The sequence below is a fragment of the Photobacterium sp. BZF1 genome (assembly GCF_014349205.1).
Classification (GTDB): Bacteria; Pseudomonadota; Gammaproteobacteria; order Enterobacterales; family Vibrionaceae; genus Photobacterium.
Window position 1 is genome coordinate 1 of record NZ_JACSOF010000099.1, and the last position, 24,446, is coordinate 24,446.

General features: G+C 45.8%; 23 protein-coding genes. 14 read left to right on the forward strand and 9 right to left on the reverse strand.

The annotated features are described in order from the left end of the window. Positions 1-332 precede the first annotated feature (332 nt). Positions 333-1,001, reverse strand: a complete 669-nt coding sequence (locus BIZ37_RS20050; RefSeq protein ID WP_187463002.1) for a MarC family NAAT transporter — start codon at positions 999-1,001, stop codon at positions 333-335. A gap of 659 nt (positions 1,002-1,660) precedes the next feature. Here BIZ37_RS20050 and BIZ37_RS20055 point away from each other — a divergent pair. The 4 genes from BIZ37_RS20055 to BIZ37_RS20070 all read left to right on the forward strand — a co-directional run bounded on the left by BIZ37_RS20055 (position 1,661) and on the right by BIZ37_RS20070 (position 7,064). Then, positions 1,661-3,115, forward strand: coding sequence for a DUF1214 domain-containing protein (locus tag BIZ37_RS20055; RefSeq protein ID WP_222939753.1), 1,455 nt, complete (start codon positions 1,661-1,663; stop codon positions 3,113-3,115). Next, the gene (locus tag BIZ37_RS20060; protein ID WP_187463003.1) at positions 3,115-4,539 is read left to right on the forward strand and encodes a DUF1214 domain-containing protein; all 1,425 of its coding nucleotides are present in this window, start codon (positions 3,115-3,117) and stop codon (positions 4,537-4,539) included. Before BIZ37_RS20055 ends, BIZ37_RS20060 begins: the two co-directional genes overlap by 1 nt. Positions 4,540-4,781: 242 nt before the next feature. Next, positions 4,782-5,825 (forward strand): alpha/beta hydrolase, encoded by a 1,044-nt coding sequence (locus BIZ37_RS20065; RefSeq protein ID WP_187463004.1) that lies wholly within the window; start codon positions 4,782-4,784, stop codon positions 5,823-5,825. A gap of 312 nt (positions 5,826-6,137) precedes the next feature. Continuing rightward, entirely contained in the window at positions 6,138-7,064 is a 927-nt protein-coding gene (locus tag BIZ37_RS20070) for a LysR family transcriptional regulator (RefSeq protein WP_187463005.1), read from the forward strand. A 58-nt stretch (positions 7,065-7,122) separates the two neighbouring features. Here BIZ37_RS20070 and BIZ37_RS20075 read toward each other — a convergent pair whose 3' ends face one another. The 3 genes from BIZ37_RS20075 to BIZ37_RS20085 all read right to left on the reverse strand — a co-directional run bounded on the left by BIZ37_RS20075 (position 7,123) and on the right by BIZ37_RS20085 (position 10,463). Then, positions 7,123-8,697, reverse strand: coding sequence for a mechanosensitive ion channel family protein (locus tag BIZ37_RS20075; RefSeq protein WP_255526837.1), 1,575 nt, complete (start codon positions 8,695-8,697; stop codon positions 7,123-7,125). A gap of 334 nt (positions 8,698-9,031) precedes the next feature. Beyond that, entirely contained in the window at positions 9,032-9,280 is a 249-nt protein-coding gene (locus tag BIZ37_RS20080; RefSeq protein WP_187463006.1) for an alpha/beta hydrolase, read from the reverse strand. A gap of 424 nt (positions 9,281-9,704) precedes the next feature. Further along, entirely contained in the window at positions 9,705-10,463 is a 759-nt protein-coding gene (locus BIZ37_RS20085; RefSeq protein WP_187463007.1) for a TSUP family transporter, read from the reverse strand. Between the two features lie 133 nt (positions 10,464-10,596). On the opposite strand from BIZ37_RS20085, the gene BIZ37_RS20090 reads away from it, so the two are divergent. The 8 genes from BIZ37_RS20090 (at position 10,597) to BIZ37_RS20125 (ending at position 18,142) form a co-directional block, all read left to right on the forward strand. Continuing rightward, positions 10,597-11,361: an EndoU domain-containing protein gene (locus tag BIZ37_RS20090; RefSeq protein WP_187463008.1), complete on the forward strand. Its 765-nt coding sequence runs from the start codon at positions 10,597-10,599 to the stop codon at positions 11,359-11,361. Between the two features lie 246 nt (positions 11,362-11,607). Next, positions 11,608-13,029: an exodeoxyribonuclease I gene (gene sbcB, locus BIZ37_RS20095; RefSeq protein ID WP_187463009.1), complete on the forward strand. Its 1,422-nt coding sequence runs from the start codon at positions 11,608-11,610 to the stop codon at positions 13,027-13,029. A 214-nt stretch (positions 13,030-13,243) separates the two neighbouring features. Then, complete coding sequence (locus BIZ37_RS20100; protein ID WP_187463010.1) at positions 13,244-13,783, forward strand: hypothetical protein; 540 nt, start codon at positions 13,244-13,246, stop codon at positions 13,781-13,783. A gap of 88 nt (positions 13,784-13,871) precedes the next feature. Further along, positions 13,872-14,213, forward strand: coding sequence for a CidA/LrgA family protein (locus BIZ37_RS20105; protein WP_107298208.1), 342 nt, complete (start codon positions 13,872-13,874; stop codon positions 14,211-14,213). Then, positions 14,210-14,890, forward strand: a complete 681-nt coding sequence (locus BIZ37_RS20110; protein ID WP_107298209.1) for a CidB/LrgB family autolysis modulator — start codon at positions 14,210-14,212, stop codon at positions 14,888-14,890. Before BIZ37_RS20105 ends, BIZ37_RS20110 begins: the two co-directional genes overlap by 4 nt. A gap of 189 nt (positions 14,891-15,079) precedes the next feature. Next, positions 15,080-15,967 carry a cytidine deaminase gene (gene cdd / locus BIZ37_RS20115; protein WP_187463011.1) on the forward strand — a complete coding sequence of 296 codons (888 nt, stop codon included), beginning with the start codon at positions 15,080-15,082 and terminating at the stop codon, positions 15,965-15,967. A 151-nt stretch (positions 15,968-16,118) separates the two neighbouring features. Continuing rightward, positions 16,119-17,009 (forward strand): DMT family transporter, encoded by an 891-nt coding sequence (locus tag BIZ37_RS20120; protein ID WP_107298211.1) that lies wholly within the window; start codon positions 16,119-16,121, stop codon positions 17,007-17,009. 161 nt (positions 17,010-17,170) lie between these two features. After that, complete coding sequence (locus BIZ37_RS20125; RefSeq protein ID WP_187463012.1) at positions 17,171-18,142, forward strand: TAXI family TRAP transporter solute-binding subunit; 972 nt, start codon at positions 17,171-17,173, stop codon at positions 18,140-18,142. Between the two features lie 102 nt (positions 18,143-18,244). Here the strand turns inward: BIZ37_RS20125 and BIZ37_RS30545 are convergent, their stop codons facing one another. Next, positions 18,245-18,865 (reverse strand): hypothetical protein, encoded by a 621-nt coding sequence (locus tag BIZ37_RS30545; RefSeq protein ID WP_255526839.1) that lies wholly within the window; start codon positions 18,863-18,865, stop codon positions 18,245-18,247. A 108-nt stretch (positions 18,866-18,973) separates the two neighbouring features. Here BIZ37_RS30545 and purT point away from each other — a divergent pair, with 108 nt between their 5' ends. Beyond that, positions 18,974-20,149 carry a formate-dependent phosphoribosylglycinamide formyltransferase gene (purT, locus tag BIZ37_RS20135; RefSeq protein ID WP_187463013.1) on the forward strand — a complete coding sequence of 392 codons (1,176 nt, stop codon included), beginning with the start codon at positions 18,974-18,976 and terminating at the stop codon, positions 20,147-20,149. A 103-nt stretch (positions 20,150-20,252) separates the two neighbouring features. On the opposite strand, the gene BIZ37_RS20140 is transcribed toward purT, so the two are convergent. Both BIZ37_RS20140 and BIZ37_RS20145 read right to left on the reverse strand, forming a co-directional pair. Beyond that, positions 20,253-20,897: a thiopurine S-methyltransferase gene (locus BIZ37_RS20140; protein ID WP_187463014.1), complete on the reverse strand. Its 645-nt coding sequence runs from the start codon at positions 20,895-20,897 to the stop codon at positions 20,253-20,255. 465 nt (positions 20,898-21,362) lie between these two features. Beyond that, positions 21,363-21,656, reverse strand: coding sequence for a hypothetical protein (locus BIZ37_RS20145; protein WP_107348508.1), 294 nt, complete (start codon positions 21,654-21,656; stop codon positions 21,363-21,365). 231 nt (positions 21,657-21,887) lie between these two features. Here BIZ37_RS20145 and BIZ37_RS20150 point away from each other — a divergent pair, with 231 nt between their 5' ends. Continuing rightward, the gene (locus BIZ37_RS20150; protein ID WP_187463015.1) at positions 21,888-22,283 is read left to right on the forward strand and encodes a nitrous oxide-stimulated promoter family protein; all 396 of its coding nucleotides are present in this window, start codon (positions 21,888-21,890) and stop codon (positions 22,281-22,283) included. A gap of 4 nt (positions 22,284-22,287) precedes the next feature. On the opposite strand, the gene BIZ37_RS20155 is transcribed toward BIZ37_RS20150, so the two are convergent. Both BIZ37_RS20155 and BIZ37_RS20160 read right to left on the reverse strand, forming a co-directional pair. Further along, positions 22,288-22,650, reverse strand: coding sequence for a spore gernimation protein (locus tag BIZ37_RS20155; protein ID WP_187463016.1), 363 nt, complete (start codon positions 22,648-22,650; stop codon positions 22,288-22,290). A gap of 190 nt (positions 22,651-22,840) precedes the next feature. Beyond that, the gene (locus tag BIZ37_RS20160; RefSeq protein ID WP_187463017.1) at positions 22,841-24,349 is read right to left on the reverse strand and encodes a peptide MFS transporter; all 1,509 of its coding nucleotides are present in this window, start codon (positions 24,347-24,349) and stop codon (positions 22,841-22,843) included. Positions 24,350-24,446: the final 97 nt, after the last annotated feature.

Here is a 24,446-nt window from a genome sequence, read left to right on the forward strand (position 1 = left end):
TGGCGCGAGCATCAGGAGCTCCCTAAGACGTCGGATATATGTCAGCGAGCCGTATCTAATCAGTTCTTGCAATCACAGGGGCGTCCATATATGTCCAGAGGCTTCTCAGCACGATCATCGCTAGCAAAGATTTGCCCCTTTCCATGTTAGCACACTTCAGTGTCACGCCTTATTAATAGGTGATTGACCTACTCATTCTAATCAGTGCTGTATCTAATGTAACCGGAGTTTATTAATTCTAACTTGGTGGCTAATTGCACCGTACCGTTACTATTAAAGGTTATCGCAGGAATTTCCAATCAAGGTAGAAATTCCTGTAACTCGTTTTTTCTTTATAATGAAATAGCCTTTAAAATCGGCTCCATAAAGCGTTCACTTGCTAGATAACCTCCAAGGCCATCAAACACAAATTGGAATGCGATGCAGATAAGAATAAAGCCCATTATACGCGTTAGGGCATCCAAACCTGTTACGCCAAGTGCTTTAGAAATAAGAGGAGCCCCTTTCATCGCTAGCCAGGCGACAAAAACCACCAGTAAAATGCCTGCTGAAATTGCGAAGTAACCCGGTAAATCATCCGAGCCTGCCGCCATACTGATAACAACGGATATTGAACCGGGTCCACTTAAAGAAGGCATAGCTAAAGGCGTAAAGGCTATATCAGCCTTAGTTTTTGATTCTTTTTTTGCCTCAGCGGTAATTTCCTGACTATTGTCTTTTGGCGACAACATGCTAAAGCCAACGCGCATAATGATAATGCCGCCCGCGACACGAATAGCAGGGATTGAAATACCGAAAAATTCTATGATGACCGCGCCAGACCAAAGAAAGACTAATAGAATACCAGCCATAAAGAAACAAGCCTTCAAGGCTTGTTGATTAGACCACTCTCTGGTGTGCCCACGTGTTAACGATAAGTACAAAGGAACCGTACTAAATGGATTGGATATGGGTAGTAGTGCAAAAAAAGTGAGCACTACGATTTCAAAGAAATTCAACATGGTGTGTCTCTACTCCAGCTAGGTTAACAAACAGTAGCGACTGTAATACCGGGTATCCGCCGATACACAGCTTTGACATCATGCGCTACCGTTCTCTAGGAGAAAGATTATCTTGAGTACGAGTAGAAAAAAATGAATTACAGAAAGTCAATTGTGGCGTTCACATAAACCAACAAAATGAAGGCTATGTGCCATACATTATTCATGCTGGCACGTAAATATTACATGTTTGATCTTCACGGCAGTCAGTTATTTATGAATAGCCTTGTGAATATGGAATAGGAATTAGGAAAATTCATTATTGATTGAGATGAGAGCAAATTTGAATTGCTGTAATTCATCGCCAGTTTCATATATTGAGTAAATAATAGCTGCACTGAATCAGTATCGGATTACATGGTCATACTGGAGTCATGATGAATAAGAAAGACTACACACGCTTATTCTTACCTCACAATAAATTCACGATTCGAATTCAGAAAGCAATCGAAATAAAAATAGCTAATTACTCTGCACTGATAGGAAATAAGAAATGAATCAGCCTCATACCCTTGTAGTAGCGGTACCTGCCGCTTGCACAAGTATCACGTCATTTGGCGGCAACATCATGGATATCCCCAGACATTAAACCCGTTAGTGATCAGTAAGAGGATCGTAATATGAAAAAATTGACGACAGTTATGACGCTGGTCTCTGGTTTGGCTTTTACCGGATTGGCGCACTCAGCCGACCGAGTAGAACTCACCGATAAACAGATGGATAACCTGGTCATGAGAACCTATCCCTACGTGGCAATGTTCAATGTGAACAATAAGTTTGCGCTGGATGACAGCAACCCATTAAATACTGGTGGGTATAACCAATACCGGGCCAATACGGAACTGGCCGATCATACCTTGAAGGCCATAGCGCGACCGAACAACGATACCCTTTACGGGATTGCTATGGTTGACGTAAGTGAAGGGCCAGTGGTGATGGAGTTTCCGGCGTTCGATTCCAACTACGTATCGCTGATGGTTACCGCCTACGATCACTACGTTAATGTGCCGATGTCGGTCTCACAAGGCGATTTTAGCCAACCCACCAGCATCCTGTTCTACAGCGAACGCACACCGGGTTACGACGGCGCCCCAGTCAAGGGGGTGGATCAGGTCTTTGAGGTTTCCGGTGACTTTATCAGCGCAGCATTGCGTGTCATGCCACATGTGGCGGAACCTGAGCGCCTAGCAGCAAACCGTGCGGCCATGAATAGCGTCAATCTTGTCACACTGAATGAGTTTCTGGGCGAGCAGCAGGCAGACTCAGAGCTATTGTCATTGGACAATTCTATCGGGATCAGCAGCAACTTGAGTTTCAAAGAAGACTTGGCTCGTTTCCCTGAATTTGGCAGCGACTTTGAGATCTTTGAAGACCGTTTTGTCGAAGTCATGCAATTTGTGGCTAACCACACCACCTTCAATGCTAATGACTCCGCAGATCAGGAACTTCTTAAAGCACTGGCTCCATTGGGTATCAAACCGGGTCAAACCTTTACCCCACAACACGCAGTAGACATCGACGGTGTAGCGCTTCGCAAAGCGGCGCAACGTTTTGCCGCAGCGAGCTGGGCAAAAATGGGAGATGCGTATTACCTTGCCGCCAATACCACCAAAGTCTTCATGCCAAAGGGGGAAATAAACCCTGAATTACTGGCAGTACTCTCTGTGGTTGGGCCCGTTGGCTTGCCGGCCGAGGAAGCGCTCTATCCACAGCTCATCACTGCTGATGGGCAAACTATGAATGCGATGAACGACTATGAGATTGTTATGGCTGCAAGTGAGTTGCCACCCGCTAAGGCGTTTTGGTCCCTGACTTTATATGATCTGGGAGACGGTTTCTTCATCCCTAACGAGCAAAAGAAATACAGCGTTGGTGAAAATGCTGGCTACAAGCTTGATGAGAATGGTGGCATTCGCATCGTCATCGCTGCAGAGCGCCCAGAAGGTGTGCCGGCTGAAAACTGGCTGCCCATCGAGCGCAGTGACCTTGAATTGAATTTACAAATGCGCCTTTACAATCCTGATCTTGAAAAATACGAAACCTGGTCAGCACCAACCGTAAGGAAAATAAAATAGTGAAGCCTAGAATATTATCATTTGTTTTTATTCCGATGTTTGTTCTGCTATTAGCAGGGTGCAATCAACAACAGGATACACGCCAGGCTGAATCCGCAGCAGCGATGCAATTGCATGCCGATGAAGCCAAGCAAATAGCCAAAGAGGCCTATATCTTTGGTTACCCCTTTGTCGCCAACTACCGTGTCTATCTTGATCGCTTGCTTACGAAACACCCACTAATGATGGGTGCTGATTTTAACGAGTTTGCACATATGAAGGCGCTCATGCCTGCAGATATGCCCGATACAGCGCAGCAGGACACGGTATATTCCGTCGGAGTTATTGACTTGAGGCGTGAGCCCATTGTGATCTCGGTTCCGGATGTGCCGGATGACCAAGTTTATATGCTGCAGATGGGTGACACAACCACCGAGACTCTACCCTATATCAGCACGGTCACGACAAACAACAAGGCAGGAAATTACGCACTGGTTGGGCCTGATTACCAGGGGCTAATTGAGGCTGAACATTTTGATGGTGTAATCACCACGCGCGGTCAGTTTATCATGATGCTCGGTAGGACTATTGTTTTCGATCCTGATGACCTTTCTCCCATATTCGCCATTCAAGATGGCTTGGTCATGCAGCCACTGAGTGAATACCTTGGCAAAGAGCCACCTGCTAAGCCGGCAGCGATTGACTTTATAGCATGGGATGAGAAGGCAGCAAGTGGTCTGGGAGTTTTCTCGTATATTAATATGACCCTTGGTTGGCACCCCGCGGCAACCTTTGAAAATGACCTGATGGCCAGGTTTGCAAAAATTGGCGTGGTGCCGGGTCAGCCCTTCTCGACGGATGGCTTGTCACCCGAAGTTGTCACTGCCATGGAAGCGGGTATTGCCGAGGCGGATCAGGAGTTGGAAGCAATCGCCCGGGATTTGACTGAAGATTTCAATGGTTGGAATTGGACAGGTGCTGAGGACTTAAGTCGTTTCGGTACCGACTATACGCTTCGTGCAGCGGTTGCGCTGCGTAACATATACCCTAACGATCCTGTTCATGCTGCTTATGGCCAAACCTTCAGGGATTCGAGTGGGGATCAACTCGTGGGCACCACCGGCTATACGGTTACCTTTGATGCGGGTAAGCTCCCTCCCGTTAATTGGTTCTGGTCGCTGACGGTCTATGATGCGGCTACAGGTGCGATGTACCCGAACCCGTTGGAGCGAGTCAATGTCAGCGATCGTACCAAGGGGCTGAGTTATGGTGACGATGGCTCGTTGACGGTTTACTTACAACATGATGAGCCCTCAGACCATGCTCATCGCGCTAATTGGTTGCCTGCGCCAGAAGGTGAGATCTATGTGGTTCTGCGCCTTTATGGCCCTAAAGACGCCGCAATTAATGGAGAGTGGCAGATACCACTGGTATTAAAGCAATAAAATGAGGTTTCAAGTTCCATTGAAGCTTTCATGAAAAGAGAGGCTGATATAGCTTCTCTTTTTCTTCTCTAAAAACCATTAATCTTCAGCAAACTAGCAAACTAGCAAATATGCATTTCTGTAATGCATAGAGTTACACGTTCGCCTCATTTAAAGTACTGACCAGAACATAACAGACGGTAATGGACGACTAGCTGTGAGTGAAAAGCTTACTTAATCTCCTTACTTAATAGGTGTAAAAAATGAAGAAATTGAAAAAACTAAATGTTGTTATTCCTGCGTTAATTATTGCTAGCTTCAGCACAACGGCAATGGCGAATTTAAAGATGGACGAAAGAGAAATTCCGACGCCCGCAGGAATTTCAACTGAGCTTGCTCACATCATTGAAAATCGAGTAATACCACCTATTATGCCAGTGCCAAGCAACACACAAGAATGGTTAGATGCACAGGCAGTCGCAGACCAACCGTCGATAGATATGGCCAGAGAAGCAGTCGAGCGTTTAGGTATTCGCTACGAAGAAAAACAGTTTGCTGGCGTCGACACGTTTTTTGTCACCCCAAAAAACGTCGCACCTGAATATAAAGACAAATGGTTGATACACATCCATGGTGGTGCTTTTGTGTTAGGTGGTGGTGAAGCAGCATTGCGTGAAGCAATTTGGCTGGCAGACGGCATTGGCGCAAAAGTGATTTCAGTGGATTATCGCCAACCACCATTGCACCCATTCCCGGCGGCTATTGACGATGCCGTTGCGGTTTGGAAAGAGTTAACCAAAACACAGTCACCGGAATCAACGGCTATATTCGGTACTTCTGCGGGTGGTAATATCACTTTAGCCACTACGCTTAAAATTCAAGAGCTTGGCCTGCCAACACCAGGGGCACTATTTGTGGGCACACCTGCTGTTGATTTGAAAGAGACATCAGACTCTTGGCATGTACTTAAAGGGCTTGATCCTTTAGGGCAACGAGAAGGTGCGATAGACGCTGCTTTTGACGTTTACGCTGGAGGGGAAGCAATGGATAATCCTTTAATCTCCCCTATATACGCAGATATCGAAACATTTCCACCGACTATTTTTATTTCGGGTACCCGAGATTTATTATTAAGTGACACGGTGAGAATGCATCGTAAGCTTCGGGCGGTAGATGTTGAAACACAATTACACGTATATGACGGTCAGGCACATGCTGATTATATGACAGGTTTAGTAACAGAAGTACCAGAATCTGAGGATGCATTAAAAGAGATTGCTTTATTTTTTAATAAATACATCAATTAATGAAAACACAACATTCATATCCTTGTTGGTGCAACTGCAAAAAGGGAAATCCAGTTGCATCAAGAGGACATCACCTACCTAACATTAACTGTTATCGGATTATTACCGATGATGCCCCCCTGCAGCCCCTGTACCATGGCATTGTTCATTAGCCTTGCTGCTTAATTAGCCATTCATGATGATGAGTTACATATACCAACTTCTATGAAGATAACACTTTCTTCATTAAGCTATTGAAATAAAGCGCCCTAAATCTATTCTTAAACAAGTACAGTTAATGCAAAGATAGATAAGAGTTACTAAGGGTATTCAATGAAAGAGATCCGTGATTTAGACTTAAACCTTCTTAAGTTATTGCAAGCCGTCGTTGAAACGCAAAATACACATGCGGCTGCCGATAAATTGGGGATCTCACAGACTAGTGTCAGCAGAGGGTTGGCAAAGCTAAGGGAGACCTTTGGCGATCAACTTTTTATTCGCAAAGCCCATGGTGTACAGCCCTCTGAACTGGCAGAAAAACTCGCTGAAGCCGCAGATGAAATGTTCAACCCACTGATCAAAGTGGTCGACTCTTACCGCGACTTCAATCCTCAAACATTCAATGGTGAAGTCACTATCGCATTGAATATCTTCCTGCTTGAGATCTGTGGCGAAGGTATTTTTACCGCATTAAGGGAAGCCCTACCCAAGGCCAAATTCAAATTAAAATATTGGCAGGAGGGTTCACTCGCCGAAATGCTAAACGGTCATATCGATTATATGGTCCATTTCTCAGCCTTTCCGCTACCACAAGATATCTACCAACATAGGATCAAAGAGATCAAACTTTGCTTAGTCGCTCGCAAAAATCACCCGATTTTAAAAGATGGCAGTGAATGGGAACGTATTCACCAATTGCCTATTGCTAAAGGTATTGTTGACGGCATCAACTCTAAGCGCACACCGGTAGAAGAGCTGTATCTATCTAAAGGCTACAAAGCAAACATCGATCTAGTATCACACAGCGCTCGTGTCATCTTCAGCAAGTTAAAACATACCGATGCGATACTATATGGCAGTTCCTTTATGTTAGAGCTAGACCCTACATTAAGTACCTATCCATTACCGACAGTGCCCAAAGAAATTCGACAACTTCAGGTTATCGGTGGCTACCTGCAGTCAAAGCGGGGCTTTCCGCTCAACCAAATACTGCACCAAACCATGCAAACCTACTTTGACGATCTCATCCAACCTGAATAGATAAAACAAAGACAGGTGATTACTGTTCACCTGTCTTTGTTTGCTCTAGTAAAACTAACTATGCGGTAGCATCTTTTCGTGTTGCAGAAGATTGGGCAGGATAAATAATAGTGTCCTTGATTTCATATTTATATTCAAAGCTGAAATCAGGGAATGGATAGTTATTGCTTTCATGCCATTGCTTCACCGTTGAAGAGGCTTTCTCTTTTAATTCCTCATCTATCGCAGATACCTTTCCTGCAAATTGATACTGGTTAGAAAAAGCCAATTGCGCCCCTACCGTTTCAATTTGCCGCATTACCATCAATAAAACATCTTCTTGTACTGCCATAAACTCATCATGATCACGACACCTGATATAGGCAAGCACATTGACCAAAATGCCATACTCACCTACCCCCATAAAACGTGCTCGCAGAGGCTCGGCTTCTAGCTGAGGGTGTCTAAGAAGCACCCGGCGGATGTTCACCAATAGCAGCCTAAGCTGATCCCTCGTTAACTCAGCGCGCACTCTGAAGGTATGCTCCATTCGTCGCTTATCCCGCCGCTCCAGGTTATCTATCTCCATATTGGCAAACTCAGAGTTAGGAATAGTGATCAGTGAACGCTCCAAGGTTCTGATCCGAGTCGAACGTAAACCAATACTTTCAATCGTGCCAAGTTTGTCACCATAGCGGCAAAGCTCACCTATCTTAATGCCCCCATCGGCATATAGGGTTAAACCATTAATCACATTCTCCAACACCGGGCGGATTGCCAAAGCAACGGCTAAACCACCGACACCTAGGCCAGCAACAATTGGAGAAATAGAGAATCCCATAAACTCAACCACGTAAATAGCCAGTATTGCGATCGTTAAGCCGCCAAAGATGCGTGCCAATACGGTGATTAACGAAGAGTCGACTTGCTTCCCCCCGTGCTTATGATAGGCAAACAACATCGCTATATAGTTGAACAATGCCATGATTAGCCAGGCAGAAAAGAAAAACTGCCAGAGCAAAAAAGCCGTAGACAGCAGTTGGTACACAATACCAGTGATCCATATACCATTGTCGATCACCAAGCGTGTTACCAACAGGATCACTACTGCGCTAAGCATTGAAAATAACCGCCCAAATTGCCAGTGCTGGCCTCTAGATTCCCAATAGCTATTCCAGCACTCGCCTAACTTAAAGCTCACTCTTATAAGCAATTTACAGAGCACGAAAATGCCCAATAAAGCGAACCATTGCCATAAAGGTAGCGGGCCATAGAGCTGGACAAAATCATCGGGAAGTGAATAGATTAAGCTTTTGGAAAACAAGGGACCGGGCGTAACCAGAAACTCTTGATAGTAATCAGTTCGCGATTCCAAGGCATAAGGCATAACTTCCATCTTGCGGTACCAAGACGACAGTTGCTGCACCGTATTGGCCGAGAACACAAACTGCCCCTGTCTATTACCAGTCTCTAACCGCACTATAGACAGATCCGAGTTTGCGAAACGCCAATAGCTAATATCTTGGGCCTTTTCGTGATCAGGTGCGGCTTGCAACACTTTACTATCGAACCGGTCAAGAATCTCCCGCAGCAAAATAATACGCTCCATCATTACCACAGTCCGAGTTCGGTTAGGCACCAAAGAAAGATCCATGGTTCTGATAGCCTGATTGTAAGCGTGCTTTGCTTCTTTGGACTCTAACGATTCAGCCTGCCAGTGTTTTATTACTATCTCCGAGTAGTAGAGGAAATTAACTAAGGTGTGCTTCGGGCTGGACGTGTCGGCGAGTGAATATGGAGAGTGAGCAAAAATTGAAGCGCTACATAACATCATGCCTATGAGTAATAAGCGACTAATAAGTAATACTATTTTCATAATTTAGCCCATGACCTGCATCTTGAAGCAAACTCGCTGCTTTTAAAACAAACTAAAGAGATAAAAGCGCTCAAGTGAGCGCTTTTATTCCAAGAACAACCTATAAGGACTACTACTTGAGGTGCTCGGCAAAAAACTGACTAATCTCTCTTATAGCATCATCAGATTCGGGCACCTCTGTGACTAGGCCACTAATATAATCACCATGCGCCTGGCCGTAATACACATGCAGTTGGGTGTCAACATTCGCACTGCGTAACAAACGGTGCATACGAACCGTGTCACTCAATAACAAATCACGGGTACCCGTTAAGAAAAGCGTCGGTGGGAAATCATCAATTTCAGCATATACCGGTGACAATAGTACGTAGCAATTTCTTTTTCATCATGACTCTGATAACCCGTTCGCATAATGCCCTATGGACTGTTGGAACCATTATTCAGCACACCACTCTGCCATTCGATGAATTAGAGAAATTCAATACTGCACCAGATAGACCCGCGCATACCGCCAAATATGAATTACTCAAAACCATAGTTATAAAAAGCAATCGTTATCAAAATAGAAAGCTCGAGCAATATGGCTATCAACCAAGCATTAAAAGCTGGAAATGAAGAGGAATTGAAATGAAAAAGTACTTACCCGTAATAGTGATTTTCAGCTGTTATCTTGTGTTCTTCTTTGGGTTGGTATCTCGAATATCAGCGTTGTAAACAAAGCTTGTGAGATTTCGGCCAAAGCTTACCACTACTGCTAATAGGTATTAAGTGGTAAGCCTAAGAGTTTACAACAAGTTGGCGTAAACCAACTTGGCCAGCATCACCGAACACACAGCCACCAAGGCTGGCTTAACCACCTTACTCCCCTTATGGTGAACCAGCTTAGAGCCGTATTTCGCGCCAATCCACTGACCGGCAGCCATTGCCAAACCCAGTAACCAGATAATTTCTCCGCCAGTCATGAATACCATCACGGCCGCCAAATTGGTCACCAGCAATAACAGTTTGGCATGGGCCACCGCTTTAGCTGCACTGAACCCCAGCAAGGAGACAAAACTGATAACGAAAAATGAGCCTGACGCAGGACCAAAGAAACCATCATAAAATGAAATCAACGCCCCGAAAGTAAAGCCATACATCCCCATCGATATCCGGCTTTGGGTATCAAAATCTGCAATCCGTGGCGAGAACAAGATATACACCATGGCAGCCAGGATCATAAACGGTAACAACTGACTTAAGATAGAAGACGGTAAACGCTGTACCAGGAAGGCACCCAATCCCGAACTGACAAAAGAGAGTATCAAAGGGACTTTTAGGCTCGAGAAGTCAATCATCCCCTGCTTAGCAAAGTAGCCGACTGACGATATTTTGCCGAAGATGGCCTGAAACTTATTCGTCGCCAGCGCCTGTGCTGGTGTCAAGCCAACCAATAATAGTGCAGGCAGGATAATCAAACCACCCCCACCACCAATGGCATCAATAAAACCAGCAATCAGGGCTACAACAAAGAAAATTGCGACGATATCTATTGTTACTTCCACATTTAACCTATGACAGCCAACAACGTTGAAGGCACATATGTTACCCAAGCAACTGAGTCGTTACTAAACTATCTGTGTAACAATTTTTCTAGTTGGCATTAATGATACGGAATCAGTTGCTAAGGGATTGCATATGAAAACTCAAGCCTTGATAACCTCCTTTATCGTCCTCAGTGGCCAAGTTACTGCCGACACCCATGTACCTTTCTTTGATAATGACCCAAACACGAAATATGCCCCTGCATACAACTTCGAATATAAGCCTATAGATAAGGATGTCCTGGAAATATGCAATGACTGGGGCTATGTCGTGACTAGCAATGATTTAGAGTCGTTGTTTAATAGGCACCCTGACCTTACTAATAGGTTACTGTCACTAGACAGATCTCTTACTAAAAATACGCTTATCAGGCTTTGGACTAAAAATGATGGTTTTACACACATCTTCTGTGGTGAAAGAGAGAAAAATGGCACACTGGGTGGGCTACATTACGCCCCAAGATATAAAGACCTCTTTGAACAAAACCACATTTCAATGTGTAAGCTGGGGACAACCAACTGCTTTGACCCGTCCAAAAACGAAATTGTAGAAGATAAAGGCATATATTCTGTCCCGGTAAGTTACATAAAGCCCGATGGTAGAGAAGGCTGGAAGCCAGTGAACGGTTATAACCTGGAGATGAACGCCGATGAGATCCTCTATGAGGCCACTCGAGGATACTTCAAGCTAAATGGTAGAAAAGGATGCTTCTTGAATATCCCTGAAACCGATGGTTACCCCGCCCATACGGCAGTTATCGTCAGCACCAGAAATAATGCCATTACAACCTTCTACTCCGTTGGCCCCAACGGTAGAAAATATAACGCCCGCCGGTACAACACAAAAGATTGTGAGTAAGTGGCTTTTAGTTGAGCAACTAGTATGGCGTTCCGAGTATTCAACAGACAAGAAACCTTCATCCCACCACGAATTTCCCTTTGCACCTTGCCTCTTTGCGGCGAGATGCGGGATACTTAGCTAATCTGAGTTTTAAGTAGTGGTTGTTGAAAATACCAACAGTATCAATGCTTAAATACCAACCAATTTTAAGGCCATCGTGAGAACGAACATTTATTAGGAAGGCGATGGCTGCTGGAAAACACTATGAATCAAACAAATGAGCCAACCCTGTTTTGGCTGGATTATGAAACCTTTGGTGCCAATCCGGCGCTAGACCGCCCTTGCCAGTTTGCTGGTGTGCGTACCGACATGGACATGAACATTATCGGTGAGCCGCTGGTAATCTACTGTAAGCCTCCTGTGGACTACCTTCCCTCACCCGAAGCTTGCCTTATCACGGGGATCACGCCGCAAGAAGCGCATGAGAAAGGCTTGTCAGAGCCAGAATTTATTGCCCGCATTCACCAAGAACTATCCAAACCGAATACCTGCGTGATTGGCTACAACAATGTTCGCTTCGATGACGAAGTCACTCGCTATACCCTTTACCGCAACTTCTACGACCCGTATGCCTGGAGTTGGCAAAACGGTAACTCGCGCTGGGACTTGCTGGATATCATGCGTACTTGCTATGCGCTGCGCCCGGATGGCATGAACTGGCCGACCAACGAAGATGGTCTTCCGAGCTTCAAGCTTGAACACTTGTCTGTTGCCAACGGCATCGAGCACGCTAATGCGCACGATGCTATGGCTGATGTGTACGCCACAATCGAGCTTGCCAAAATCGTAAAACAGAACCAGCCGAAGCTGTTTGATTACTTCTTCAACCTACGCAATAAGCGTAAGCTGCAAGAGCTGGTTGATATCGTCGAGATGACGCCATTGATGCATGTTTCTGGCATGTTCGGTGTCGAGTGCGGCAATACTAGCTGGATTGTACCAATGGCGTGGCATCCGGATAACAAGAATGCGGTGATTACCGTCAACCTGGCTATGGACCCTACCCCACTTATCGAACTGTCTGCCGATGAGTTGCGTGAGCGCCTATACACCAAGCGGGTAGATCTTGGTCCAGATGAACTACCCGTTCCCCTCAAGCTTATCCATCTAAACAAGTGCCCAGTGCTTGCACCGGCTAAGACCCTTCGTGCTGAAGATGCAGCCCGGATCGGTATCGACCGTGAAGCTTGCTTGAAAAATCTGGCAACATTAAAAGCACACTCGGAAGTACGCGAGAAACTACTGGCTATCTACAGTGTCGAGCGCGAGTTTGAAAAACACGACAATGTCGATGCCATGCTGTACGACGGATTCTTCTCCAACGCAGATCGCTCTACCATCGATATTATCCAGAAGACAGCAGAGGAAGAGCTTGGCAAGCTAGAGCTGAATGTCAGCGATAAGCGAATCAAACCACTGTTGTTCCGATACCGCGCCCGTAACTTCCCGATGACGCTGGATTACCAAGAACAACAGCAGTGGAAACATCACTGTCAGGATTTCTTTGAAGAGAACCTGCCAAGCTACATGCAAAACCTCGAGGACGTCGCCATGGAGCACCAATCGAGCGAGAAGAACATGAAGATCTTGAAAGCTGTCTACGATTACGTACAAACACTCGTATAAACTAGGCAAAACAGAAGAACAGCGTTTCTTCGTTAGTTAGCTGATTTCCTGCAAAAAAAATTAAGCCCCTTGTGCGCATGCCGCCAAGGGGCTTTTTAACAACTACGATTCTTTGATGTGAGATTGCGCAACATCGGATGTGCACCAACACTAAATAGTGATGGATCTTTTATTTGTCATTCATGGATTCGAAGGTTGAATTGTAGTGATTGATATGACAACACAATCTTTAACACGCTGTTTCCGGTTTCCTAATGTCGACTTCGAGCCAGATGTCCACTTGTTGGTATGGCGCGACAAGACAGAAACCCCACTGACCTTACATGAATCTCGTCTGCTCGAGGCGCTGTGCTATTGTGCTGGCGAGGTGATCAGCCATGAGCAGCTGCACAACAAAACATTCAGCCAACTCGATCCTTATGAAGATAGCGGCAACCATCACTACGATCTCAACACAGTGCTTAAGCCTCTTGCGGCTAAACTCGACCAGCACGGTAAAATGGCAATCGACATCGAAGTGGTTGCCCCCTATGGCTTCAGGGTGCCATTGCCGGAAAAAATGTGTCGATTGGTCCATGAGCCTGAAAAAACAGAAGAACCAGAGGCTCCCCCCATACAGGAGCAAGACGACCAAGAATTTCGCTCTGCCACTGAAGAAATCGTCAAAACCAGCGTTGTACACAAAATCTCTGTCGGTGTGTTGGCGTTAATGGCGCTCGGAGTCATTACAGCCTCTTTTATGGGTTACTTATAACTGGGAAAATCCAAAGCAACTAAGTGTGGCTTAGATCACGTTTATTTTGTATGATAAATGAGTTTCTTCACCCACACCTGAAGGGCTCATGGCATATCTACGTTCTTTCTTCATTATTTTTGCCTGCCTCATGTTAGGCAAAGGCATTCAACACCTTACAGGTTTAGCTATCCCCGGTAGCATCATTGGCATGCTGATTTTGTTTACCGCCCTCTCTATGGGGCTTATCCCTGCTCACTGGGCCATGCAAGGCTGCCACCTGCTTATCCGTCATATGGCGCTGCTATTCGTTCCTGTCGGCATCGGCCTAATGAACTACCTCGATCTTCTTACCAATAACACCCTTATCATTCTGCTTAGCACTATCGGGAGTAGTGTGGTGGTATTCGTCGTCATTGGCTTAGCAACACACTATAAGGAAAAGCAATGATTTGGCTGCTGACCACCTTGGTCGTCTTCTATACGGCTCGTTTTATCTCCAAGCATATCCAGCATCCGATCGTTAATCCGCTTCTTATCTGTCTGCTTGTCATTATTCCACTGCTAATGTGGCTCGAAGTGCCGTACGAAACCTATTTTGAGCAAAATAAGTGGCTGAACGCACTGTTAGAACCCGCTGTCGTGGCTTTGGCTTTCCCGCTGTACGAACAGTTAAGCCAGATCCGCAAAAAGTGGAAGGTCATTTTCTCAGCTTGCTTGATTGGTAGTGTACTTTCGATGATTACCGGAGCAGGTATTGCCTTAGCTCTAGGTGCAGATGCCCAACTTACGGCTTCTATCTTACCGAAATCTGTTACAACCCCCATTGCAATGGCCGTTGCAGAGCAAGTTGGCGGACTGCCTTCTGTTGCCGCTATTATGGTTATAATTGCTGGCTTATTTGGTGCGGTCTTGGGTTATCCCCTGTTTCGTCTCATCGGTGTTAAAGCTCCCATTGCCAAAGGTTTAACCATGGGGACGGTTTCCCATGCCTTGGGTACGGCAAAGGCGGCAGAAGAGAATTACCAAGAAGGGGCATTTAGTTCACTGGCACTGGTCATTTGCGGGGTAATCACTTCAATTTTGGCACCTTTATTGTTTCCGCTCATCATTGCTGTGTTTAGCTAACTTGTGCTAGTAATCGAATACAAAACTAAATCACTGATAATATTCTATAATTTTTTTATAACCTGTGTGACCCGACTCGCATTAATGCAAAACATGCAACGGTACATTGGTAAACGTGATCAAGATCACTCAAATATACAATTACCAAGCCTACAATGTTTTTCCATACACAAGACGGAGTGAAAACTCATGCACACTAAAGTAATGGATGCTTTAGGCGCTCTACCCGCTGATCTAGCTTCTGCCATCAAACCTGTGTTAGAAGCCGAGAATTTCGATGCCACCTTAAGTCCTGAGGTGTTTGCTCAGTTAATGTCGAAGACCAACATGACTGACAGTGAATTGCGTGTTGCATTACTTCCGCTTGCCGCTGCTTATTCTCTTGCACCTATTTCTAACTTCTATGTTGGCGCAATTGTACGTGGTCAATCTGGTACGCTTTATTTCGGTGCTAACATGGAATTCGTTGGTGCTTGCCTTTCTCAAACGGTCCACGCAGAACAATCCGCCATCAGCCACGCTTGGGTGAAAGGCGAAACCGGTATTTCCGATATCACTATTAACTACAGCCCTTGCGGTCACTGTCGCCAGTTCATGAATGAGCTAACAACTGCAAAAGAGTTGGTTGTTCAACTGCCTGAACGTGAGGCAAAATCATTGCAGGAATACCTACCAGAGTCTTTTGGTCCTGCCGATTTGAACATTACCGATGCACTTCTTACCAAAGTTAACAACGGTATCGAAACCGAAGCTTCTGAAGAGCTGGTGCAGCTTGCATGCCAAGCAGCAAACCGTGCCCATGCCCCTTACACCAAGAACTTCAGCGGTGTAGCACTGAAAGCCAAAGACGGTAAAACCTTCATCGGCATGTATGCTGAAAACGCTGCTTTCAACCCTAGCCTTCCTCCTTTGCAGGTTGCTTTGATTAACATGAACATGGCTGGTTACCCTTTGGCTGAGATTGAAGAAGCAGCACTGGTAGAAAAAGCGGACAGCACCATCAGCCATCTTTCTGATACGCAAACCACATTGGAAGCGCTGAACCCAGATATCCCGCTGTCTTATGTTGCAGCGTAAAGCTTGCTGATTTAAAAAACCGCCAACTGGCGGTTTTTTTGTTTTTATGTGTTTTTTGCCATTATTGAGTGCTGTCTTCTACAAAGCGGTTTTCTCTTGCTACCGGTAGGAGTATGATTTTCAAGTTATAAACTCAACCAATCATTATTGCATGTCACATCAACACAACCCGATCCAAGGTGCCAGCTGGATGATCACTGCCGGCCTGGCTTTTGCCATCGTAAACAGCTTGGCACAGTACCTGAGTATGATCCTTCATATTCCATCAACAACTGTCGCACTGTTCCAGTATTTCATTGCACTAGTTGCCATCTTTCCCTGGCTACGCACCCTTGGTCTTCGCAATGCATTGCGCACCCAGTATTTTGGTCAACACTGCTTTCGCGTATTCCTAGCTGTAATTGGTATTCAGCTTTGGCTTTGGGCATTGGCCTACCCTGTTCCTATCTGGCAAGGTATTGCGCTACTCATGACATCGCCCCTATTTGCCACTATTGGTGCTGGCATATTCCTCAAAGAGAATGTCGGGACCGCTCGCTGGGTGGCGACACTTGCCGGTTTCACCGGTGCCATGATCATACTAGAGCCTTGGTCCGACGGTTTTAGTTGGGCAACGCTACTGCCTGTTGCAGCCGCGTTTTTCTGGGCTTGCTACTCACTCATGGTCAAAAAGATGTCGGCCAGTGAATCGCCAACGACGATTGTGGTTTACCTACTTATCCTTATCACACCTTACAACCTATTCCTTGCTGTTCCCGAATTTACTCTGCCGCAGACAGGTTTAACCTGGTTGTTACTCGGTGGCGCAGGCTTACTTACAGCTTTAGCACAATGGGCCATCGCCAAAGCCTATGCCGTTGCTGATGCGTCTTTTGTTCAGCCATTTGATCATGCCAAACTACCGCTTAATGTCCTTGGTGGCTGGTTGGTATTTGGCTGGGTACCGCCTGGAAGGTTGTGGTTGGGCGCCGCCATTATTATTGCCTCTGTAGCTTTCATTACCCAATGGGAAAACAAGAAAGCGGCTGTAGCAAAAAATTAAAACCGCAAAACTAGGCAGCCCTAAAACCATCCTATTCTTCAAACCCTATCCCCGAAAGGCTTTCTAACGCTAAGCTATCGGGGATTGTCTTATTCGCACGACAATTCTCACTTCATCCCCGTCTACACTCACCCTAACCAAATAGATGTGAGGTTTACGGAATGTCTTGGCGTGCTTTAGCTTTCTCGTTTATTGGTGGCACCCTGCTATCACTCTCTTCTTTGTTACAAGCGCAATCATTTGTCACTATCGGCACAGGTGGGGTGACGGGCGTCTACTACCCAACAGGCGGTGCAATATGCCGACTGGTCAATAAGGACAGAAATAAGCATGGAGTAAGATGCTCGGTTGAATCAACAGGCGGCTCCATCTACAACATCAACACCATCCGTGCAGGCGACCTTGACTTAGGCATCGCTCAGTCAGACTGGCAGTACCATGCTTACAACGGCACTAGCAAATTTGAAGACAAAGGCCCATTCAAATCACTGCGCTCCTTGTTTTCTATTCACCCAGAACCTTTTACTGTTGTCGCACGGGCAGATTCAGGGATAAAAAACTTTGACGACCTCAAAGGCAAGCGGGTAAACATCGGTAACCCGGGCTCAGGCCAGCGAGGTACGATGGAAGAGTTGATGGAAGCCTATGGTTGGACGGAGAAAGATTTTGCTCTGGTGGCAGAGCTCAAAGCCTCAGAGCAATCCAAAGCCCTTTGCGATAACAAGATTGATGCAATGGTCTACACCGTCGGCCACCCAAGCGGAGCAATTAAAGAAGCGACTTCAGCCTGCGAGAGTGTCATCGTCAATGTCTCTGGCCCTGTCGTCAATAAGTTGGTCGAAGAGAATAGCTTTTACCGCAAAGCCACCGTGCCTGGCGGCATGTACCGCGGAAACGATAATGACGTACAGACCTTTGGCGTCGGCGCCACTTTTGTCTCTTCAGCCGCTGTGGATGAAAAAATTATTTACGAGGTCGTCAAATCGGTATTCACCAACTTCGAGAACTTCAAAAAACTGCATCCCGCTTTTGCCATATTGACGAAAGAACAAATGGTGACAGACGGGCTCACGGCACCTCTACATGACGGTGCTCGCAAATACTATCTGGAAGCTGATTTGATGGAAGAGTAATACCCGCACTGGGTGAGCACAAACAAAAACGAGGAGTTCGCTTTTTCTCGATACTCCTCGCTTGCTCCCAATCTACTTGGGAAAACAGTACCCGCCAAAAAATTAGAAGCGGATACGAAAACCTAGCTGGCCTTCAAGGTCTAGGTCGACATCTTCTACCACATACAATGTCGGGCCTACTTCGCCATAAAACTCAAAGCTGTTTACAGGCACTTGGAAACCGATACCACCGCGGACACCGAGTTTGTTGTACTTATTGTCAACATACTGGGCACCGACAAAAGTGTATAGGCTGTTCAAACCAGGATCTTGGGTCAACGAACCAAGGTTGAACGTTTTATCGAATGCCAAACCAAAGTCGTCAATACCCAGAGAAAAGCGCAAATCATCGTGCTTATACTGGATACCCGACATCGGGCTGCCGAAGAAGATACCAACAGCTTGTGATGCATGGGCCGAAAACGGAACTGCCATCATCAGTCCCAACGCAAGCAGATATTTTTTCATGATGCCATCATTGTCGTTGCTAAACAAAACTGCGGCTAATCTATCGGTAAAGCGGACGGAATTCGACCCTGAAGGCTGACTAATGACATAACTTTGACAATCATGACAGAATATTGCTGTGATTTTGTTGTCACCAAAACCCCCCGCCATACAGGTGAAAACACCACCGTCCTGTCGACGTTCCAACCAGTTATTAACTTGTACTTTTTTAGTCATTTACCCTACACAGAAATGTCATGACAAAAGCAGGGCAAACGTTTGCGCAAACGCAAAATTACTGTATGATCCGCACAAGTTTCACGTCACCTCCAGTAAGGAATTCCCATGTTAGGATCTGCAACCCGCTTGAACGCTACGCGTGTACTTCTTCTTGGCTCTGGCGAGCTTGGTAAGGAAGTGGCTATTGAATGCCAACGCCTCGGTCTAGAAGTTATTGCCGTTGATCGTTATGCCGATGCGCCGGCGATGCACGTTGCCCACCGCAGCCATGTTATCGACATGCTTGATGGTGAAGCCTTGAAGCAACTGATTGCTGATGAAAAGCCTGATTACGTTGTCCCTGAAATCGAAGCCATCGCCACCGATACATTGGTCGCGCTGGAGGCCGAAGGCTTGAATGTCGTTCCTACAGCCAATGCCACCAAGCTAACCATGAACCGTGAGGGTATCCGTCGTCTTGCTGCAGAAGAGCTTGGCCTGACTACCTCCCCTTACCGCTTTGCTGACAACTACGACGACTTTAAAGCTGCTGTCGAGCACGTTGGTATTCCATGTGTCGTAAAACCAGTAATGAGCTCATCAGGTAAAGGGCAAAGTGTCATTAAGTCACAAGACGATATTGAGAAAGCCTGGAACTACGCCCAAGAAGGAGGCCGTACTGGTGCGGGCCGTGTGATCGTTGAAGGCTTCATCGACTTCGATTACGAAATCACTCTCCTAACCGTTCGTGCGGTAGACGGCACACATTTCTGTGCGCCAATCGGTCACCGCCAGCAAGATGGTGACTACCGTGAGTCTTGGCAGCCACAGGTCATGACGGATGAGGCTATCAAAGCGGCAGAACATGCTGCTGGCGAAGTGGTCAATGCTTTAGGTGGCTACGGCATCTTTGGTGTAGAGCTATTTGTGAAAGGTGATAAGGTTATCTTCAATGAAGTTTCTCCTCGCCCACATGATACCGGCATGGTAACGCTGATTTCTCAGGAACTGTCTGAGTTTGCCCTGCACGTCCGTGCGTTTCTAGGCCTACCAATTCACACCATCCACCAATATGGCCCTTCAGCGTCTGCTGTCGTATTGGGTGAAGGTACGTCAGGGGATATTCGCTTCGACAATATTGCCGCAGCAGTTGCCCGCCCGAATACCCAGATCCGCCTATTTGGTAAACCTGAGATCAATGGACGTCGCCGCCTAGGTGTTGCGCTAACACGTCGTGAAAGCACAGAAAGCGCAGTTGAAGATGCTATCGCGACAGCCGCTGATATCAAGGTTGTGTACTAAATAGCGCCTACCCAAGTATCAAACAACAAGTTTGTCTTTATCTGAAAAAGGAGCCATCAGGCTCCTTTTTTGTTATCCGTGGTTTATAACCTTGTTCCTCGTATCAAGAAACCGTAATCAACCATGCCTCTTCTGCAAAACGTGTCAAACCACGCTGGCGGCGTGGGTGTGTTTCATCGGCGTCATCACGGGCCAAATGACGGATATCGCATCCAGAAAATAGGGATTCAATTTCATCTTTAACAACAGAGAACGGAGGACCATCCATTTCATGTTGCGGGTAATCCAAAGTGATCAACAAAATACGGCCACCCGGCTTCACCATAGAAAGTAATTTCTGGACATAGCTTTGGCGCATTTCTTGTGGCATTGCGATCAGTGCCGCACGATCGTAGACGATGTCGACCGGATCAACCTTGGCAGTGAAGTAGTCGCCACAGTGAATGGTGATTTCATCAAACTCGTAGATTGACTGGCCGTTCCCCATCGGAATAACCATCGGGGTATAAAAATGTTCAGCAAAGAAAGCACGAACAGCAATCTCACTCAGCTCAATTCCCACCACTCTATCGTGCTTGGTCGCAAGCCAGGTCAAATCAACCGACTTTCCACACATAGGAACCAGTACAGAATCCCCTCGCGTAGGCTGTACTTCCTGCCAGTATTTCTCGAGCATCGGGTTTGTATCATCAAGGTGGAAGCCAATTCGATTTTCTGCCCAGCGGCTATGCCAAAACTCTGCATCCATTGATCATTTTCTCTTTTATTTAGACTGACTGAGGGCTTTATATCAAACTTGACTAGATATGGCTAATCCAACCACCATACCCAAGCAGCGATAAATGGGGCTGTAACGCCTCTAGAAGAGCTTTCACTACATAAGACTAGACAAGATATAGGTTAGTGAAGATAACCACCCACAGCGGCGCACACAAAACAACCATAACGCACAGCAAACACCCAGCACACAGGTACAAAAAAAAGTGCCGAAGCACCTTTTTCTGTTAACTGGATTTCAAAGGCAAACCCAGTTAATACCAATCTGGTATAAGTCTTTGCTCTTGGGATTACGCCGGAAAAATGATTGTCATCGCCTTAACGAGCATCCATTTTAAACAGTAATACCGAACAATGGCCTATGTAGCGTGGTATAAAATCTGTTCTTCAATTTTCTTTTATGAGAGTCATTGAATAAACGATAAATGCCACCGAATTAAGAAATTCGGAACAGCTTAATCGAGTCACGGCGAACAGTCACACCACGGAAAGTTACCGGCTCAAGCAACGTCATTAGTTGCTTTGAAACGAAAAACTTACCGCCGTAGCTACGATCACCACCACGATTTACCCAATCTGCAAATTCATCTGCCAAGTTGAACATAGAGTTTCCAACAAGCAGAACCAACACTTTAGCGACTTCACTGTCATTCTGTTTATTAAACTCCGCGTCGCGAACTTTCTTACGATATTCTTCGACGATTCTTTCCAGGCACTCAAATCTGCTCATATACACCACCACAAAAAAAGAGGTGCGGATACTACTGCTCATACACGCCGAAATCAACCCACCCAAGGCCCATTCTTGGCAGAAATTTGTAATTTTTTCGTTCTCTTAACATGATTTGGGGCATTTATAAGGAAAATGACGATTTATGTCATATTTTTCACCTTGCCAATAAGTTACATTTGAAATATAACTTTATCTATATAGCCTTGATTCAAAGCAAGAGAAATGACCATGAGTGACCACGAACTAGACGCTTCCGTCTTGATTGGGAGTCTAAAAACTGAGTACAAAACCATCGAGGCGATGGTAAAGATTTACTGTAAGGATCACCATGGAACGGATGGGTTGTGTGAAGAGTGCGTCGACTTTTTGGGCTATGCACTAACAAAGCTCGACCGCTGCCCCTATGGCGAGGGTAAACCCACCTGCAAATTGTGCCCTATCCATTGCTACAAAGCAGATTACAAAGAACGTTCCCGTATCATCATGCGCTATAGTGGGCCGAAAATGCTCATCCACCACCCTATTCTAGCCATCCGCCATTTGGTGGCAGGCAAGAAACCGGTTCCTGTAAAGCCAGCACCCAATGCTTCCAACCGCCACAAACGAAAACTAAGCCAACCGTAGTCGATTAATTTCGGTAGTAGTCAACCACCTGAATCGTGCTAGGTGGGTTGTTGGCTTCCAAAGATAACTGGAAGCTTTTTCCACCTTGCATTTCTACCGTTGAACCTCCACGGCCAGTCACGCTAACCCCTTCAATCTTGTCAAAAGAGCGTGATTCGCTGTAATGCATCGTCACGGTCAGATCTACATCTTTGTTGGACGATAGTTCAAATTGGCAGATACCGGTTAAACAATATACATCCAAGTTACCATCGTCATAGCGGACGTTATCAACATTCTTTAGCGGCTGAGCTGTAATTTTTAGCTCCTCGCCACACCCAGTCAACATCACCGCGCCAAAGGCTACGGCAAGCAAGTATTTTTTCACACACCCTCCATTATTTTGTGTGTTTTCATACGGTAAATATCACACCAATTAACAGAAGAGTACAAGTATCAAGTTCGTAAACAACTAGCATGGAAAGGAATCTACCCTAGCTTCTGCACCTGTTGAAACTTCAAAAAAAAGCGCCAGCTTAATGCTGGCGCTTCAACGTAAGTCGTGAATGAAAGAAAAATTAATGCTGAGGAGTCAGTGACTTCGTTTCTTCTTCCTTCTCCAGTTCCTCACCTTTGCGGATCAGTTTGGTGATCACTTTAGACAGAGCAAGGGTAACGAAAGCCATAACGACCGCAAATACTGCCAGATTGAAGAAGTAGCCTGCGTAGACGTTTTCGATGATCTCCTGGGTCAATTCGACATCTTTCGGTAATGCGATACGGGTTGAGATAACAGCTGCAAAAATACCACTGAGTGACAAGGCGACCGAACGCAGTCCCATAGAGAAAGCGGATAGGTAGCGTGGCACCATCTCAAAGATAAACCCAGCACCCAATGCCCCCACAATCAACTCAGCCAATGATTGGAAGAAATGCACCCATAGGATCCAGTCAGCAGAGATCTTGCCACTTTCACCAACGAAATTAGTCGATAGCCCAAGCAAAGAGAACGCGATGGCACTGAACATGAACGCTGCGGCAAACTTAGTCGGGATTGATGGCGAGAAACCTTTCTTCTCTAGCCAGTCGTAAACAAAAATCACCGGCCCACCCAAGACAAAACACCATAGTGGGTTAAAGGCAGCATTTGATTCAGGACGGATAGGGATAAGACCGAATAGGTGATCACCCATCAGGTTTATCGCATAGATGTTCATCGAAGTTAACATCTGACCGTAGTAGAAATAGAACACGATCATGATGAAGATAAGGATCAATACCCCGCACATTTTGTATTTGAATGCCGTAGTCGCGCGGGTAATTTCAAAGATGAAATAGCCAATAGCACCAACACCTAATGCGTAAAGCAGGTATTTACCTTCATCTAGGTTGGAGAATACCCAAAATACCAAGCCTAGCATTACCGCAGAGCCCACGACGAAAGCCCCCCACACTTTCATCGGTACAGGACGGCGGTCAATATCGTTACCTACCTGCGTGAATCGATCACGGAACAGGACAAACAAAACAAGCGTGATAGACATCAACCCAGATGCAATATAGAAGTTCCCTTTATAGGCAAGGAAAGCCACCATAAACGGGAACAGGTACTTTGAAGAAAATGACCCGAGGTTGTTGATCGAGTAGTTGATGGTCAAGCCCTGCTGGAACGACTCTCGGTTATCTGCTGAATAGGAATTACCCAACAGTACCGTCGGACTGGTCGCAGAAAGTCCTCGCGCGTATCCGATAAGGGCTATCGCAAAGATACTCAAAGGAACATTGAGCGAGCTTGCCCCCAGACCCAGGATGAAAAAGCCAATTGTGTATACGGTATAACCAATATAAACCGCCCTGAATGAGCCGATATATCGGTCAGCAACGAAACCACCTACCGCTGAAAAAACAGGCCCGACAGCCCCGAATGCCCCCATCATCATGATGGTTTCAGCTTCACTGTAATTGAGCTCTTCGAGAAAGAAGCGGGTCAGAAGAACATAGGTACCATAGAAAGCAGCGCCCCAAAGAAACTGCCTGAAGATAAGAACTCTAGCAATAAAAGGGAATCTAGAATTTGCGTCTTGCATATTATACTCCTTTAATATTATGCGCTGCATAAACTAGCAATTTACAACTTATAATTTCATGATCGATAGCAACTTATTCAACAAATCACCTATGGAT

Bases quoted from the DNA above. Each gene is read 5' to 3' on its own strand.
- BIZ37_RS20110 (WP_107298209.1), top strand. From the start codon at position 14,210: ATGATTTGGCTGCTGACCACCTTGGTCGTCTTCTATACGGCTCGTTTT.
- BIZ37_RS20050 (WP_187463002.1), bottom strand. From the start codon at position 1,001: ATGTTGAATTTCTTTGAAATCGTAGTGCTCACTTTTTTTGCACTACTA.
- BIZ37_RS20140 (WP_187463014.1), bottom strand. From the start codon at position 20,897: ATGGATGCAGAGTTTTGGCATAGCCGCTGGGCAGAAAATCGAATTGGC.
- BIZ37_RS20100 (WP_187463010.1), top strand. From the start codon at position 13,244: ATGACAACACAATCTTTAACACGCTGTTTCCGGTTTCCTAATGTCGAC.
- BIZ37_RS20160 (WP_187463017.1), bottom strand. From the start codon at position 24,349: ATGCAAGACGCAAATTCTAGATTCCCTTTTATTGCTAGAGTTCTTATC.
- BIZ37_RS20065 (WP_187463004.1), top strand. From the start codon at position 4,782: ATGAAGAAATTGAAAAAACTAAATGTTGTTATTCCTGCGTTAATTATT.
- BIZ37_RS20145 (WP_107348508.1), bottom strand. From the start codon at position 21,656: ATGAGCAGATTTGAGTGCCTGGAAAGAATCGTCGAAGAATATCGTAAG.
- sbcB (WP_187463009.1), top strand. From the start codon at position 11,608: ATGAATCAAACAAATGAGCCAACCCTGTTTTGGCTGGATTATGAAACC.
- BIZ37_RS20125 (WP_187463012.1), top strand. From the start codon at position 17,171: ATGTCTTGGCGTGCTTTAGCTTTCTCGTTTATTGGTGGCACCCTGCTA.
- BIZ37_RS20105 (WP_107298208.1), top strand. From the start codon at position 13,872: ATGGCATATCTACGTTCTTTCTTCATTATTTTTGCCTGCCTCATGTTA.
- BIZ37_RS30545 (WP_255526839.1), bottom strand. From the start codon at position 18,865: ATGACTAAAAAAGTACAAGTTAATAACTGGTTGGAACGTCGACAGGAC.
- BIZ37_RS20120 (WP_107298211.1), top strand. From the start codon at position 16,119: ATGTCACATCAACACAACCCGATCCAAGGTGCCAGCTGGATGATCACT.
- BIZ37_RS20075 (WP_255526837.1), bottom strand. From the start codon at position 8,697: ATGGATCTTTCTTTGGTGCCTAACCGAACTCGGACTGTGGTAATGATG.
- BIZ37_RS20055 (WP_222939753.1), top strand. From the start codon at position 1,661: ATGAAAAAATTGACGACAGTTATGACGCTGGTCTCTGGTTTGGCTTTT.
- purT (WP_187463013.1), top strand. From the start codon at position 18,974: ATGTTAGGATCTGCAACCCGCTTGAACGCTACGCGTGTACTTCTTCTT.
- BIZ37_RS20070 (WP_187463005.1), top strand. From the start codon at position 6,138: ATGAAAGAGATCCGTGATTTAGACTTAAACCTTCTTAAGTTATTGCAA.
- BIZ37_RS20090 (WP_187463008.1), top strand. From the start codon at position 10,597: ATGAAAACTCAAGCCTTGATAACCTCCTTTATCGTCCTCAGTGGCCAA.
- BIZ37_RS20150 (WP_187463015.1), top strand. From the start codon at position 21,888: ATGAGTGACCACGAACTAGACGCTTCCGTCTTGATTGGGAGTCTAAAA.
- cdd (WP_187463011.1), top strand. From the start codon at position 15,080: ATGCACACTAAAGTAATGGATGCTTTAGGCGCTCTACCCGCTGATCTA.